This is a genomic window from Mesorhizobium sp. M1A.F.Ca.IN.022.07.1.1, assembly GCF_003997575.1.
In the GTDB taxonomy this organism is placed as follows: domain Bacteria; phylum Pseudomonadota; class Alphaproteobacteria; order Rhizobiales; family Rhizobiaceae; genus Mesorhizobium.
Window position 1 is genome coordinate 1 of the sequence record NZ_RZST01000021.1, and the last position, 14406, is coordinate 14406.

Genomic DNA, 14406 nt, shown 5'->3' on the forward strand with positions numbered 1-14406 from the left:
GCCATCAGGCCAGCCGCGATCGTTGCCGCGACAAGCGCGGTGCGGTTGGTTTTATTCATCTTTTAGGGGTGGGCTCCGTTATAGACAACCCGCCGTAAGTGCCGAATGAGGCATGAAATGCGGCAAGCGTCTGGCGGTTCCATGGCAAAGGCACACGTTTGGAGTCGCCGCGAAACAGTTTGTCATGACATCTCCCGCGAGCGCCAGCGTATTCTTCATGGAGACCGACCCGGTTTCGCAGGAAGTCCCGAGTAGGAACGGCCCTCGGGGCGCAAGTAAAAGCGGAAGCGATTGCTTCGCTTCCTTCCGCTCCTTTACTGCGCGCGCGTTCCGGTGAAGGATCGACTTTGCGCGGGGATCTCGCCGATGCGACTGATCAGGAATTTACTGGCGCTGATCGGCCTCCGTTGGGCAAACCGCCCGCGCGTTTGAGCCGACCGGCAAGATGGCGCCGCGCGTCCGGTTGGACGGTCGAAGCGACGCGCGCAGACTCCCGCCGTCGGACCGCTGACGCCGGGGCACCTCTTCGAGATCGACGCCATCCCGACATCCGCGCGCAACGCGCGAAGCTCAGCAAGCAGTTGCTGGGGTGAAATTTCTGCTGAGGTCGGCGCTCTACGGCGCCCCCCTCTGGCCTGCCGGCCATCTCCCCCACAGGTGGGGAGATCAGATGTCGCGTCGGCTTTCGCCAATCGCCAACATTTGCAAGCAAGGGCGCCAAGGGTCGAGCTCCAATCTCCCCCCTTGTGGGGGAGATGTCCGGCAGGACAGAGGGGGGCGCTGTCCCGCCGGCTTTCAACATTTAGAGGCGGTGTGCTGCGCCGCCCGTGAAATTCCATTCCGCCACTCGTCGCCGGAATGGCACGATCTATCTTCTTTCCGGATGAAAAGGGCTGGAAAAGACAACAGCGTGTGATCTGTGAACCCGGCATGGCGTTCGGCGGCATCATGCGCAGACTGGTGACGGCCGATCCCGTCGGAACTGCTTCCCATGGAGGGTCCGAGATGAGCGTGCACAGGAAAGCGGCGCCGGACGGCGCGGAAAGCGCTTTGTCGCGGTTGCGTCCGCCTTACGCCTCCGTGCTCGACCTGATCGGCCAGACACCGGTGGTCGAGCTCACCAAATTCGATACCGGCAAGTGCCGGCTGTTCATCAAGCTCGAGAGCCAGAACCCCGGTGGCTCGATCAAGGACCGCATCGCGCTGTCGATGATCGCGGCCGCCGAGGAGGATGGCAGGCTGAAGCGCGGCGGCACCATCGTCGAGGCCACCGCCGGCAACACCGGCCTCGGCCTCGCCCAGGTCGGCATTCCCAAGGGCTACCGCATCATCCTCGTCGTGCCCGACAAGATGTCGCGCGAGAAGATCCAGCATCTGCGCGCTCTGGGCGCCGAGGTGCGCATGACCCGCTCCGATGTCGGCAAGGGCCATCCCGAATATTACCAGGACATGGCCGAGAAGATCGCCGCCGAAATTCCCGGCGCCTTCTATGCCAACCAGTTCGCCAATCCCGCCAATCCGCTGGCGCACGAAAGCACCACCGGCCCGGAAATCTTTTCGCAACTCGAAGGCGATGTCGACGCGGTGGTGGTCGGCGTCGGTTCCGGCGGCACGCTCACCGGTGTCGGCCGCTTTTTCGCGAAGCATTCGCCGAAGACCGAGATGGTGCTTGCCGATCCGGTCGGCTCGGTGCTGGCGCCGTTGATCAAGACCGGCAAGATGACAGAGGCCGGCAGCTGGACCGTCGAAGGCATCGGCGAGGATTTCGTGCCGCCCAACGCCGATCTGTCGCTGGTCAAGAAAGCCTATTCCATCCCCGACAAGCAGAGCATGCTGGCGGTGCGCGACCTGCTGTCCAAGGAAGGCATCCTGGCCGGCTCGTCCTCCGGCACGCTTCTGTCGGCGGCACTGCGCTACTGCCGCGATCAGACGACGGCCAAACGCGTGGTCACCCTCGTCTGCGACAGCGGCAACAAATATCTGTCGAAGGTCTTCGACGACATCTGGCTCGCCGAGCAGGGCTTGGCCGACCAAGAGCAGCACGGCGACCTGCGCGACCTCGTCATGCGCTCGCCGCGCACTGGTGACATCGTGACCGTTGGCCCCGAGGAAACCCTGCTCAACGCCTATGGCCGCATGCGCCGCTCCGATGTCTCGCAGCTACCGGTGCTGGATGACGGCAAGCTCGTCGGCATCGTCGACGAGAGCGATATCCTGGCCAAGGTCGACGGCCCCTATGACGGCCGCTGGGATCGCTTCAACGCCCCGGTGCGCACGGCCATGACCTCGAACCTGCACACGCTGCAGGCCAGCCAGACGCTCGACGCGCTGCTCCCCGTCTTCGACCGCAACGAGGTCGCCATCGTCTTCGAGGGCGACGAATTCATCGGCCTGATCACCCGTATCGACCTGATCAACCATCTGAGGCGTCGCGCAAAATGACTTCGAACGGCAAGAACCGCCTGGCCTTTTCCACTCGCACCATCCATGGCGGCCAGAGCCACGATCCGCTGACCGGCGCGGTGATGGTGCCGATCTACGCCACCTCCACCTATGGCCAGCAGTCACCCGGCGTGCACAAGGGTTTTGAGTATGCTCGCAGCCAGAACCCGACGCGCTTCGCCTTCGAACGGGCCGTCGCCGACCTCGAAAGCGGCACCGCGGCCTTCGCCTTCGCCTCAGGCCTGGCCGCGATAGCCACGGTGCTGGAGCTTTTCGACGCCGGCGTCCATGTGGTGGCCACCGACGACATCTATGGCGGCTCGTTCCGGCTCATGGAGCGGGTGCGCAAGCGTTCCGCCGGCCTGCAGGTCAGCTTCGCCGACTTCACCGATCTTGCCGCCGTCGAGAGTGCGATCCGCTCTGAGACAAAGCTGCTCTGGGTCGAGACGCCGACCAACCCGCTGCTGCGCGTCGTCGACCTCGAAGGCCTGGCGGCGCTGGCCAGGCGCAAAGGCCTGCTGACTGTCGCCGACAACACTTTTGCCAGCCCCTACATCCAGCGGCCGCTGGAGCTCGGCATCGACATCGTCGTCCACTCGACGACGAAATACTTGAACGGACATTCCGACATGGTCGGCGGCGTGGCGGTCGTCGGCGACGACAAGGATTTGGCCGATCGGCTGAAATTCCTGCAGAACGCCATCGGCGCCATTTCCGGCCCGTTCGACAGTTTTCTGGCGCTGCGCGGCATCAAGACGCTGGCGCTTCGGATGGAGCGCCATTCCGCCAACGGCCTGAAGATCGCGCAGTGGCTGGAAGCCCGCAAGGACGTGCGCCGCGTCGTCTACCCCGGGCTGGCGAGCCACCCGCAGCACGAGATCGCCAAGCGCCAGATGCACGCCTTCGGCGGCATGATCTCGGTCGACCTCGACCGCGACCTCGCCGGCACCAAACGCTTCCTCGAACGCACGCAGCTTTTCACGCTCGCCGAAAGCCTCGGCGGCGTCGAAAGCCTGATCGAGCATCCGGCGCTGATGACGCACGGCTCGATCCCCGCGGAGAAGCGCGGGGCGATTGGGATATCGGATTCGCTGGTCAGGCTGTCCTGTGGAATCGAGGATGGCGACGATCTGATCGCGGATCTGGAGCAGGCGTTGCGGGGGTGAGTGCCTTCGAGGATCAATCGTTGTGATCCTTCGCGCCCCCCTCTGTCCTGCCGGACATCTCCCCCACGAGGGGGGAGATTGGCTGTTTCATCGCCTCACCCTTGCTGCAACGCCGGTAATTTGCGAAAGCCGCCGTGACATCTGATCTGCCCCCTTGAGGGGGAGATGGCCGACAGGCCAGAGAGGGGCGCTGTCCCGCCGACATCTCGGTGCCTGTGCCATTGCAGACCGCAATCCACCGACTAAACTGCCTGCCAACATGCGATCTCCGGAGGCGTGATGCGCGTGATCGTGTTGGGTGGCGGCGTTGTCGGCGTCACCACTGCCTATCAGCTGCAGAAGGACGGGCACGAGGTGGTCGTCCTCGAGCGCCAGAGCCAAGTCGCCGCCGAGACCAGCTGGGGCAATGCCGGCATGATCGCGCCGGGACATTCCTTCGTCTGGTCGTCGCCCAGGGCGCCATTAATCCTGTTGAAATCGCTGGTGCTGAAGGACCAGGCGCTGCGCTTCAAGCTGGCGGCCGATCCGAGGCTTTACAGCTGGTCGTGGCTGTTCCTGATGGAATGCACGGCCGAGAAGGCCAGGCGCAACACGCTGCTCAAGCATCGGCTTGCCGTCTATTCGCAGAGCGTGCTGCACGAGGTGATTGCCGACGAGCAGATCGACTACGACCGCAACGATCGCGGCATTCTCTATTTCTATCGCAGCCAGCAGGCGCTCGATAAAGGCGTCGAGCATATGCGGCTGCTTGAATCAGACGGCCAGCTGATCAAGGTGCTCGACCGCGACGCCATCGTCGCCCTCGACCCGTCGCTGGCTTCCGCGCGGGAGATCGCCGGCGGCATCCATTGCCCGACCGATGAGACCGGTGACCCGGCCAAATTCACCCGGGCGCTCGCGGCGAAGGTCGCCGAGCGCGGCGGCGAAATCCGCACCGGCACGACCATCATCGGCATCGAGACCTCGGGCGATGGCGTGGCACAGGTGCTGACCGACAAGGGCAGCGTCAAGGGCGACGGCTATGTGCTGGCGCTCGGCTCCTACAGCCCGCTGATCGCGAAGACCGTCGGTATCAGCCTGCCGATCTACCCGATCAAGGGTTATTCGCTGACCATTCCGATCGGCAACCGGCCTCGGCCGCCGACCATAGCGGCGATCGACGAGCACAATCTGGTCGCCGTGTCGCGCTTCGGTGACCGGCTGCGCGTCACCGCGACGGCGGAATTCGCCGGCTACGACACCAGCCACAGGCCGGCCGATTTCGCCTTCATGAAGGGCGTGACGCAGGAGCTTTATCCCGAGGGCGCCGACTATGACCGCGCCGAGATGTGGGCGGGCTTGAGGCCGATGACGCCGAACAATCTGCCCGAATTCGGGTGCCGCCGCCTCGGCAATCTCTATCTCAACACCGGGCACGGCCATATCGGCTGGACCATGTCGCATGGCTCGGCGCGCATCACCGCCGACCTGATCGCCGGCCGCAAACCGGCCATCTCGATGGACGGTCTTTTGAATTGAGAGCATGATCCCGGGGGATCGGCCAAGAAAGGGAATGCCATGTCTATCAGCGCGGCTGCTACCCGCCCTCAATCTTCGGGACCGGTCGATCCCAAGCCGGTCGATCTGGGCGTGCTGCCGTCCGAACTCGACGGCGGCCTTGCCTCGCGCGCGGCGATCGGGCTTGCGATCCTCGCCACCGACCAGACGCTGGAGCATGAGTTCCGCGCGTTGGTGCGCATTCCGGGCGTCGCCTTCTACGAGGCCCGCCTCTTCAACGACAACGACATCACCCCCGACACGCTGCGCGCCATCGGCCCGCGCATCGCGCCGACCGTCGACCTCATCCTGCCCAGCATCCCGCTCGACGTCGTCGGCTTCGGCTGCACCTCGGCCACCATGACGCTCGGCGAGGAAGCCGTCTTCGCCGAGATCAGGAAGGCGCGGCCGGGCGTCGCCTGCACCACGCCGGTGACGGGCGCGCTTGCCGCCTTCAAGGCGCTCGGCGCCAAGGGCATCGGCCTGCTGACGCCTTATGCCCCCGAGATCAACCAGGGCCTCGTCACCTATTTCACCGGACGCGGCCTCGACATTGCCGCCGTCGCCACTTTCGACCGGCGCGACGACCGCGAGGCGGCCCGCATCTCGCTCGCCTCGATCGAGGCCGCGGCCGAGCGCATGGCGTCGGCGCCCGGCGTGGACGCGATCTTCATCTCCTGCACCAGCCTGCGCGTCGCCGAGGCGGTGGCGGATCTCGAACGGCGCATCGGCATTCCCGTCACCTCGTCCAACCACGCCATGGCCTGGCACTGCCTGCGGCTCGCCGGCATCGACGACGTCGTGCCTTCCGGCGGCCGGCTGTTCGCGTTGCCGATTGCCTGATCCGATTGGCAGATTGGCCTGTTCGAAATCCGCCGGTTAACGTTTGCGGAAAAGGTTGCTTAACGCTTCGCTACTATGTCCCGCTTCGGGAGGCAGGACAGAGTGAGCGCGATGAACGACAGCCCCGAAAAGCGCAATGAATGGCGCGCCATCTTCTACGTGCAGGCGCGTGTGGCGATCCTGTTCGTCCCGATCATCGTCAGCCTGCTGATCATCGGCGCGCTTGCCGGCAACGACCGCGATCACGTCGTCATCGACCGGACCGTCACCAGTTCGGTGAAGTAGGCGACCCGGCAAGAGGCTCGCGGTATTCCGTGCACGCTAGACAAAGCGCGGGATCGGGCCGTTCTGCGCCGTCGTGCGGTCGCCGAGGTCGATGAACACCTCGTCGACATAGCACCAGCCCCAGCCTTCGGGCGGATCGTAGCCTTCGATGACCGGATGCTGAGTGGCGTGGAAATGCTTGGTGGCGTGGCGGTTGGGCGAGTCGTCGCAGCAGCCGACATGGCCGCAGGTGCGGCAGAGTCTGAGATGCACCCACCAGGAGCCGCTCTTCAGGCATTCCTCGCAGCCGAGGGCGCTCGGCACGACATCCTTTATGTCGTCCGTATGCCTGCATTCGTCCATCAGGGTCTCCTTTCGGGCTGAGCAGCACGCCCGCCGTTGCGCGCAAGATAGGCATGCAGCGCGGCCACCACCTGAGCGCCTTCGCCGACGGCGGCCGCGACACGCTTGGTCGAGCCGCAGCGCACATCGCCGATGGCGAACACGCCGCTGCGGCTCGTCTCCATCGGGCCGTGTCCCGGCGCCACATCCGGTCCGGTGCGCACGAAGCCCTTAGCGTCGAGCGCCACGTCGCAGCGCGCCAGCCAGTCGGTGTTCGGGTCGGCGCCGATGAACAGGAAGAGGTGGTGGATGGTCCGCGTCGTCGCCACGCCGGTGACCCGGTTGCGCCAGCACAGCTGGTCGAGGTTGCCGTCATGGCCGTCGAGCGCCTCGACCTCGGTTTCCGTCAGCACCTCGATGTTCGGCTGCGCCACGATCCGCTCGACCAGATAGCGCGACATGGTGGCGTCAAAGCTGTCGCGCCGCGCCAACAGCGTCACCTTGCGCACCTGGCTGGCGAGAAAGACGGCCGCCTGGCCGGCCGAGTTGCCGGCGCCGACCAGCGCCACTTCCTGGTCCCGGCAGAGCCGTGCTTCGATCGGCGAGGCCCAGTAATGCACGGACGTGCCCTCGAACTGCGCGATATTGGCGATGTCGAGGCGACGGTAGCGCGCGCCGCTGGCGATCACCACGGTGCGCGCGCGCAGGGTCTCGCCGTCGCCAACGTCCGGCCGGTAGCCGGCCATGTTGTCGGCGGCGCCGAGCAATTTGGCTTCATCGGGGATCACCATCTCGACCCCGAACTTCTGCGCCTGGTTGTAGGCGCGCGCCATCAGCGCCATGCCCGTAATGCCGGTCGGAAAGCCGAGATAGTTCTCGATGCGCGAGGATGCCCCCGCCTGCCCGCCGAAGGCGCGGCAGTCGAGCACGATGGTCGACAGCCCCTCGGAGGCCGCATAGACCGCGGCCGCCAATCCCGCCGGCCCGGCGCCGACGATGGCAACGTCGTAGATCTTGCCGGCGTCGAGCGGCCGCAGCAGCCCGACGCAGCGGGCGAGATCGCTTTCGCCGGGAGAGCACGATCGGCAGATGGTGCGGATCGACATGAAAACGCTCGATCAGCGTCTTGGCGCAGGGATCGGTGTCGGAATCGAGCGCGCGGTGCGGCAGGCCGCTGCGGGTGAGGAAACCCTGCAGCCGCAGCACATCGCCATTGCCGGGACGGCCGATGACGATCGGCCCGCTGGTGCCGCTCTCGAGCAGGCCGACACGGCGCAGGATCAGCGCGCGCATGACGCGCTCGCCGAGATTCGCCTCCTGCACCATCAGATCGCGCAGCCGCTGCGAGGGGATGACGATGGCTTCGACCGGCTCGGTCGCCTCGGCATTGACCAGCGACGGCCGGCTCGAAAGCTGCGCCAGCTCGCCGATGAAATTGCCCGGACCATAGGTGATGATCGCCTCGCGCGGGCCAAGACCGCTGGCCTGCGTGATGTCGACCTTGCCTGACAGGATGACGATCAGTCCGGGCGAGACCGTGCCGGCCGTCACGATATGCTCGCCGGCGCCGTAGGCTCTTGGCACGCCGAAGCGGCGCATGCGCTCGATGTCCGCATTGGCGAGCACGGGGAACATCTGGTCGCGGCGGGCGGCGATCGTCGGGCTGACGGAGGGGGCCATGACCGGACCGTAGCGTCCGCGGCAGCGGGTTTGAAGCGGTTTGTTCAGGGACTGGCCGGAAGGGCAGGTGGCCGCTACGCTGTCAGCTATCCAAGCGACCTCGCCAGCTTGCGCAGCGCCCCCTGCGGATCATCGGTGATGACGGAGCCATGCGAGACGAGGATGCGCTTGAGCGCCGGCAGGTCAGCCCATCGTCTCAATTGCGCTGCGAGTGCCGCCTTGTCGCCGACCATCGTCAGCTTGACCGGCCAGGGTATACGCGGCTCATCACCGGCAAATCCCATCATGCGCAATGCCCAGCCGGCAAAACCGGATGCGCCGCGGATGTTGCCGACGATATCATTGAGAACGAGCGTCGTGCCGTTCGGTCCGTCGATTTGCAGCGCCGCTTCGCGATCACGGGTTCCGGGGACGGTGACGAGCTTGACGTCGGGATCGCCAAAGTCGCCGCGTGCCGCATCGACATGCACCACCTTCTCGACGCTGTTGCGCGCGCCCGCCGGTGCAATCACCTGCAGCGTGGGATAGCGATCTTTCCATGGCTTTGCATCGAGCCGGTGATGGTCGTTAGGGACGATCAGGAAGGCCGGCTGGCCGAAGGCCTCGATCGCGCGCATCTGTTCGTCGTCGAGCGCGATGGCGCTGAAGATGACGAGCCGTCCGTCGCGCAATCGCACCACGGTCATGCGCCGTTTCAGGTTGCCGACCGGCATCGGTATGTCGCCGGTCACCGTCAGAATATCGTCGTCGACAGGAGAGAGCCTGCCATGCGGCAGAACCTTCCACTCCTTGAACGGCGCGGGCATCACGGAACCTCGGCTTAACAGACAAGATAGGAACGGTTTAACCCGAGACGAGTTGCAGGCACAAAAAAGCCCGGAAAATCCGGGCTTTTTGCTCATCGCGTCAGATCGTCTGAAACGGGAATTTGGTGCCCAGAAGAGGACTCGAACCTCCACTCCTTGCGGAACACGGACCTGAACCGTGCGCGTCTACCAATTCCGCCATCTGGGCTGGTGGGCGCTCATGTAAGCGGGCAAACGAAGCGTGTCAACGCGGTTTTTTCGAGGAGCTCAAGACTGACCAGAGGGCAGCTGGGGTTGATTTCAGGCACGGACGGCAATTGTCGGCGTCGGCCCCGCCCCTCATCGCCCTGCCGGGCACTTCTCCCCGTATAGGACGGGGAGAAGGGGCTGGCCCGCAGCGTTGGCGTCCTCTTGAGACGCAGGCGATTGGCGAAATCGGCGGCCGGAGCTTCCCTCTCCCCGTCACTATACGGGGAGAGGATGCCGGCAGGCAGGTGAGGGGCGGCGCCGACGCTGGTCTTTAACGGCGAGACGGAATTCCGGCCTGAAGCGGTTGTCCCGAGACGGCCACCCGTTCCGAGCGGGGCCGGAACCATGGAATCCCTCACCCCTCCAGCACTTCCTTCTTTGCCACGGTGGAATCGGCGTTGAGCTTGTAGATCACCGGCACGCCGGTGCCGAGCTCCAGCTTGACGATCTCTTCGCCCGACTTGCCGTCCAGCGCCATGATCAGCGCCCGCAGCGAATTGCCGTGCGCGGCGACCAGCACCGTCTCGCCGCGCAGCACATGCGGCTGCACATCGTGCAGGTAATAGGGCCAGACGCGCGCGCCGGTGTCCTTCAGGCTTTCGCCACCGGGAGGCGATACGTCGTAGGAGCGGCGCCAGATATGCACCTGCTCCTCGCCCCACTTCTTGCGCGCGTCATCCTTGTTGAGGCCGGAGAGATCGCCATAGTCGCGTTCGTTGAGCGCCTGGTCGCGGACGGTCTCGAGCTTGCTTTGGCCGACCACGTCGAGAATGTGCTGGCAGGTCTTCTGCGCCCGCTTCAGCGCCGAGGTGTAAGCGATGTCGAATTTCAGCCCGCGCGCCTTGAGCTTCTCGCCGGCGGCAAGCGCCTCCGCATTGCCCTGGTCGGTGAGGTCGACATCGCGCCAGCCGGTGAACAGGTTCTTCAGGTTCCATTCGCTCTGGCCGTGGCGCACGAGCACGAGAGTTCCCGACATGTTTGCTCCTGATACGTGGTTGGATTTGAGCAATTCCAGGAAAAGTGTGTAGAGGTTTTCAGCCCGGAATTGCGGAAGAAAAGCAGAAAAAAACCTCAGCCCAGGCCGAGCACGTCCCGCATGGAATAGAGGCCCGGCTTCTTGCGTCGGCCCCAGAGCGCCGCCTTGACCGCGCCGCGGGCAAAGATCGCCCGGTCCTCGGCCTGGTGGGCGAGCGTGATCCGCTCGCCGGTGCCGGCCAGGATCACGCTGTGCTCGCCGACCACCGAGCCGCCGCGCAAGCTGGCGAAGCCGATCGCACCGGGTTTGCGGACGCCGGTATGGCCGTCGCGCACACGCACGCTGTTGTCCGCGAGCGCGATCTCTCGGCCCTTGGCCGCCGCTTCGCCGAGCAGCAGCGCCGTGCCGGACGGCGCGTCGACCTTGTGCCTGTGGTGCATCTCCAGGATCTCGATGTCGAAATCCTGCGCATCGAGCGCGCGCGCCGCCTGCTCCACCAGCACCGCCAAAAGATTGACGCCGAGGCTCATATTGCCGGATTTTACGATGGTCGCGTGGCGCGCCGCCGCGGCGATCTTCGCATCGTCATCGGCCGAACAGCCGGTCGTGCCGATGACATGGACGATGCGCGCCTGCGCGGCATAGCCGGCGAATTCGACGCTTGCGCCTGGGGCCGTGAAATCGAGCACGCCGTCGGCCTTGGCGAAGACCGGCAGCGGGTCGTCGGCGATCGGCACATTGATGGTGCCGATGCCGGCGAGCTCTCCGGCATCCTTGCCGAGGTGCGGCGAGTCCGGCCGCTCGACGGCACCGGCAACGCACGCGCCGGGAATGGAGTGGATGGCGCGGATCAGCGTCTGACCCATCCGGCCGGCGGCGCCCACCACCACCAGGCCCATATCGCCCGTTTCGCTCATGCGCTTCTCCCGACGGTCTTCTTCGCGCGCGTGCGCGGCAGAGGAGTTTGGGTTGTCTTGGCGTCATCGACAAGCCCCAGCCCCTTCTTGCCCTGCACCCGGTGGAAGCGGGCATAGACGCTGTGCGGGTCGGCCATCAGCGAGGCGTGTGTGCCTTCCTCAACCAGCCGTCCCTCTTCCAGCACGATGATGCGGTCGGCATTGACCACGGTCGACAGCCGATGCGCGATGACGATGGTGGTGCGGCCTTCCATGACATGGGTGAGCGCTTCCTGGACGCGCGCTTCGGCCTCGTTGTCGAGCGCCGACGTAGCCTCGTCGAGCAGCAGGATCGGCGCCTGGCGCACGATGGCGCGGGCGATCGAGACGCGCTGGCGCTGACCGCCGGAAAGCGTCGAGCCGCCTTCGCCGACCGGCGTGTCGTAGCCTTGCGGCTGCTGGCGGATGAACTCGTCGGCGGCGGCCTGTTTCGCCGCCTGCTCGATCTCGGCTTCGGTGGCCGACAGCCGGCCGTAGCGAATGTTGTCGCGGATCGTGCCTTCGAAGAGATACGGCGCCTGCGAGACATAGGCGATCGATTGGCGCAGCGACCGCTTCGTCACCTTCGAGATGTCCTGGCCGTCCACCTCGATGCTGCCCTCGTCGACGTCATAGAAGCGCTGCAAGAGCGCCACCAGCGTCGACTTGCCGGCGCCCGAAGCGCCGACGATCGCCGTCACCTTGCCGGCGGCGGCGGTAAAGCTCAGATCCCTCAGCACCGGCATGTCGGCGCTATAGCCGAACGTCACATTGTTGAAGGTCACTTCGCCGGAAATGATCTTCGCTTCGGCGGCGTCGGGCGCGTCGCTTTGTTTCGGCTCGAGGTCGAGCAATTCATAGATCATGCGCGCGTTGACCAGCGCGCGTTCCATCGCCACCTGCATGCGCGCCAGCCGCCGCGCCGGATCATAGGCCAAGATCAGTGCGGTGATGAAGGAAAAGACCGCGCCCGGCGGCTGACCGAGATACAATGCCCGATAGCCGGAATAAGCGATGACGGCGGTCACGGCGAGGCCGGCCAGCATGTCCGAAATCGGCGACAGCCGTTCCGAGACGCGGGTAATCTTGTTGCTGCGCTGTTCGGCCGTGTCGGCCATGCTGCCGATGCGGCGCTTAAGCTCGTCCTCCAGGGTGAAGGCCTTGACGATGGCGATGCCTTGGGTGGCCTCCTGCACCGACCCGCTCAGCCGAGAATTGATCAGCACGGATTCCCGATTGATCTTGCGCACCCGGCGCGTGATGTAGACGACGGCCCAGATCAGCGGCGGCCCGATCAGCAGCGAGCTCAGCGACAACACCGGATCCTGGTAGACCATGAGGCCGACCAGGCCGACGAGCGTCACTGCGTCGCGAGTGATCGAAATCAATGTCAGCGACAGCAGGTCGCGGATGCCGCCGATATTCTCGTCCAGCTGCGCCGCCAGTCGACCCGAGCGCGTGTCGTTGAAGAAATTGACGCCGAGCTTCATCAGTTGGTCGAAGCTGCGCTTCTGGTAGCGGGCGACCAGATTGTTGCCGATCGTGGCCAGCATCACCGCCTGGCCGTAGCCGGCGAAGCCGCGCACGAGGAAGGCGCCCATGAAGCCGGCGCAAATCCACCAGACGGCGTCGCTGCTCCGCTCGTAGAAGATCTGATTGACCATCGGCGCCATGACCCAGGCCGAAAAGGCGGTCGCGCCCGAAACCAATAACGAGCAGACGATGACGATCGCGTAGGACCAGCGATGGTCATAGCCGTTCTCGGCGATGATACGGCGCAGTACCGCCGTTACCTCGCCGGGCCGGGCCTTTAGCTTGTTTGGATTTTGAAATGTCAAATCGGCAGCGCTTCGTGGGTTCTCGTCAAAGGTCGGGGAGCATGTCGGCACCCTCTTAGCGCCCCGGCTACGGCTTGCCTATGGCGAAACTTCGTCGCGGTGGCCGATTGCCATCCCGAACCCGGGCGCGCTCATGCCCGCCAGTGCCGTCCGGCGGTCTGAACGCCGAAAAGCGACGGGGTTCTGGCATAGGCGGCCAGCCCGAGAAGCGCGGCCAGCGGGTGGGTGATGACATAGACCGGCATCGTGCGCATCAGCGCGCTGTGCGGCGCCTTGTCCTCGAACGCGGCGCGGAAATTGCCCGCTTTCAATGCCGGCACGATTTTTTGCGCGATGCCGCCGGTCAGGAAAACGCCGCCGCGGCTCATGAACACCAGCGCGAGATCGCCCGCGGTGCGGCCGAGGCAGGTGACGAACACTTCCAGCGCTTCCTGTGCCACCGGATCGGATTTGGCGAGCGCGGCCGCGGTAACTTCCGCCGGCGTCGTGAAAGGCGTCGGCTTTGCGTCGGCCCTGGCCACCGCGCGATAGACATTGACCAGTCCGCGGCCGCACAGGATCTGCTCGCCGGAGATGCGACCCTCGAGCTTTTCGATATGCGGAAACACTTCGAAGTCGCGCGGCGTGCGCGGGCCGATATCCATATGCCCGCCCTCGCCCGGCACCGGTATCCAGCGGCGCAGCGCGTAGATCAGCCCCGCGACGCCGAGCCCCGTCCCCGGGCCGAGCACGACCCGGCCGGCATTCGGCTCCGGCGTCCCGCCGCCGATCTTTTCCATATGCTCTTCGCCCAGCGCCACCACCGCCAGCGCCTGCGCCTCGAAATCGTTGAGCACGACGATCTCGCTCAAGCCCAGATTGGCAAACATCTGGTGCGGCTTGACCACCCAGGGGCAGTTGGTCAGTCGGATCTCGTCGCCGTCGACCGGCCCGGCCACCGCCAGCACCGCCGAATGCGGCTGGATCGACGAGCGGTCGAGCACCGCCGCCTGGATCGCCTCGTCGATGGTCTTGAAATTGGCCGTCTGGACGATTTGCGGCTCGGTCGCTTCCGAATTGGCGTCGAGCACGATCGAGAAACGCGCATTGGTGCCGCCGATATCACCGATCAGGACCGGAAACCGCAGCGCTGTATCGTCTTCGCCAACCATGCTTTTTGTCCCGTTCGTTCCCGCTCCGTCGCTGACTAGCGCATGGTCCTGCAAAGGGAAAGCGGCTTTGGCGCCTATCTCGAGCGTCGGCGCCGCCCCTCACCTGCCTGTCGGAATCCTCTCCCCGTCAGTGACGGGGAGAGGGGCACTGTCGCCAATGGTTTCGCCAATCGCCAGC

At 65.4% G+C, this 14406-nt stretch carries 11 protein-coding genes, 1 tRNA gene and 1 pseudogene; 5 read left to right on the plus strand and 8 right to left on the minus strand.

Features of this window, described 5'->3' with window-relative positions:
• Positions 1–1005: 1005 nt before the first annotated feature.
• From EOA75_RS04855 to EOA75_RS04880, 5 genes are all read left to right on the plus strand, one after another.
• A complete protein-coding gene (locus EOA75_RS04855) occupies positions 1006–2442 on the plus strand; it encodes a pyridoxal-phosphate dependent enzyme (protein ID WP_127323751.1) in 1437 nt (478 codons plus the stop codon).
• Positions 2439–3608, plus strand: a complete 1170-nt coding sequence (locus EOA75_RS04860; protein WP_127323752.1) for a PLP-dependent aspartate aminotransferase family protein — start codon at positions 2439–2441, stop codon at positions 3606–3608. The genes EOA75_RS04855 and EOA75_RS04860 overlap by 4 nt, the downstream gene beginning before the upstream one ends.
• Positions 3609–3887: 279 nt before the next feature.
• Positions 3888–5126, plus strand: a complete 1239-nt coding sequence (locus EOA75_RS04870; protein WP_127323753.1) for a D-amino acid dehydrogenase — start codon at positions 3888–3890, stop codon at positions 5124–5126.
• A gap of 39 nt (positions 5127–5165) precedes the next feature.
• Positions 5166–5987 (plus strand): aspartate/glutamate racemase family protein, encoded by an 822-nt coding sequence (locus EOA75_RS04875; RefSeq protein WP_127323754.1) that lies wholly within the window; start codon positions 5166–5168, stop codon positions 5985–5987.
• A 102-nt stretch (positions 5988–6089) separates the two neighbouring features.
• Complete coding sequence (locus EOA75_RS04880) at positions 6090–6272, plus strand: hypothetical protein (RefSeq protein WP_164746949.1); 183 nt, start codon at positions 6090–6092, stop codon at positions 6270–6272.
• Between the two features lie 36 nt (positions 6273–6308).
• On the opposite strand, the gene EOA75_RS04885 is transcribed toward EOA75_RS04880, so the two are convergent.
• The 8 genes and pseudogenes from EOA75_RS04885 to EOA75_RS04920 all read right to left on the minus strand — a co-directional run bounded on the left by EOA75_RS04885 (position 6309) and on the right by EOA75_RS04920 (position 14228).
• The gene (locus EOA75_RS04885) at positions 6309–6614 is read right to left on the minus strand and encodes a UBP-type zinc finger domain-containing protein (protein ID WP_067003235.1); all 306 of its coding nucleotides are present in this window, start codon (positions 6612–6614) and stop codon (positions 6309–6311) included.
• Positions 6614–8273, minus strand: a pseudogene (locus EOA75_RS04890) (FAD-dependent oxidoreductase). The gene EOA75_RS04885 and the pseudogene EOA75_RS04890 overlap by 1 nt, the downstream one beginning before the upstream one ends.
• A gap of 86 nt (positions 8274–8359) precedes the next feature.
• Positions 8360–9079, minus strand: coding sequence for a hypothetical protein (locus EOA75_RS04895; protein ID WP_095825095.1), 720 nt, complete (start codon positions 9077–9079; stop codon positions 8360–8362).
• A 123-nt stretch (positions 9080–9202) separates the two neighbouring features.
• Positions 9203–9287, minus strand: a tRNA-Leu gene (locus EOA75_RS04900).
• A gap of 396 nt (positions 9288–9683) precedes the next feature.
• The gene (locus EOA75_RS04905; RefSeq protein WP_067003230.1) at positions 9684–10304 is read right to left on the minus strand and encodes a 2,3-bisphosphoglycerate-dependent phosphoglycerate mutase; all 621 of its coding nucleotides are present in this window, start codon (positions 10302–10304) and stop codon (positions 9684–9686) included.
• 95 nt (positions 10305–10399) lie between these two features.
• The gene (dapB, locus tag EOA75_RS04910; RefSeq protein WP_127323755.1) at positions 10400–11221 is read right to left on the minus strand and encodes a 4-hydroxy-tetrahydrodipicolinate reductase; all 822 of its coding nucleotides are present in this window, start codon (positions 11219–11221) and stop codon (positions 10400–10402) included.
• Positions 11218–13077, minus strand: coding sequence for an ABC transporter ATP-binding protein (locus tag EOA75_RS04915; RefSeq protein ID WP_127323756.1), 1860 nt, complete (start codon positions 13075–13077; stop codon positions 11218–11220). Before EOA75_RS04915 ends, dapB begins: the two co-directional genes overlap by 4 nt.
• A gap of 131 nt (positions 13078–13208) precedes the next feature.
• The gene (locus tag EOA75_RS04920; protein ID WP_127323757.1) at positions 13209–14228 is read right to left on the minus strand and encodes a glucokinase; all 1020 of its coding nucleotides are present in this window, start codon (positions 14226–14228) and stop codon (positions 13209–13211) included.
• Between the last annotated feature and the right edge of the window lie 178 nt (positions 14229–14406).

What these genes read in the sequence shown, in the direction of transcription:
- EOA75_RS04875 (WP_127323754.1), top strand. Translation starts at nt 5,166, where the DNA reads ATGTCTATCAGCGCGGCTGCTACCCGCCCTCAATCTTCGGGACCGGTC.
- EOA75_RS04870 (WP_127323753.1), top strand. Translation starts at nt 3,888, where the DNA reads ATGCGCGTGATCGTGTTGGGTGGCGGCGTTGTCGGCGTCACCACTGCC.
- EOA75_RS04855 (WP_127323751.1), top strand. Translation starts at nt 1,006, where the DNA reads ATGAGCGTGCACAGGAAAGCGGCGCCGGACGGCGCGGAAAGCGCTTTG.
- EOA75_RS04885 (WP_067003235.1), bottom strand. Translation starts at nt 6,614, where the DNA reads ATGGACGAATGCAGGCATACGGACGACATAAAGGATGTCGTGCCGAGC.
- EOA75_RS04905 (WP_067003230.1), bottom strand. Translation starts at nt 10,304, where the DNA reads ATGTCGGGAACTCTCGTGCTCGTGCGCCACGGCCAGAGCGAATGGAAC.
- EOA75_RS04920 (WP_127323757.1), bottom strand. Translation starts at nt 14,228, where the DNA reads ATGGTTGGCGAAGACGATACAGCGCTGCGGTTTCCGGTCCTGATCGGT.
- EOA75_RS04895 (WP_095825095.1), bottom strand. Translation starts at nt 9,079, where the DNA reads ATGCCCGCGCCGTTCAAGGAGTGGAAGGTTCTGCCGCATGGCAGGCTC.
- dapB (WP_127323755.1), bottom strand. Translation starts at nt 11,221, where the DNA reads ATGAGCGAAACGGGCGATATGGGCCTGGTGGTGGTGGGCGCCGCCGGC.
- EOA75_RS04860 (WP_127323752.1), top strand. Translation starts at nt 2,439, where the DNA reads ATGACTTCGAACGGCAAGAACCGCCTGGCCTTTTCCACTCGCACCATC.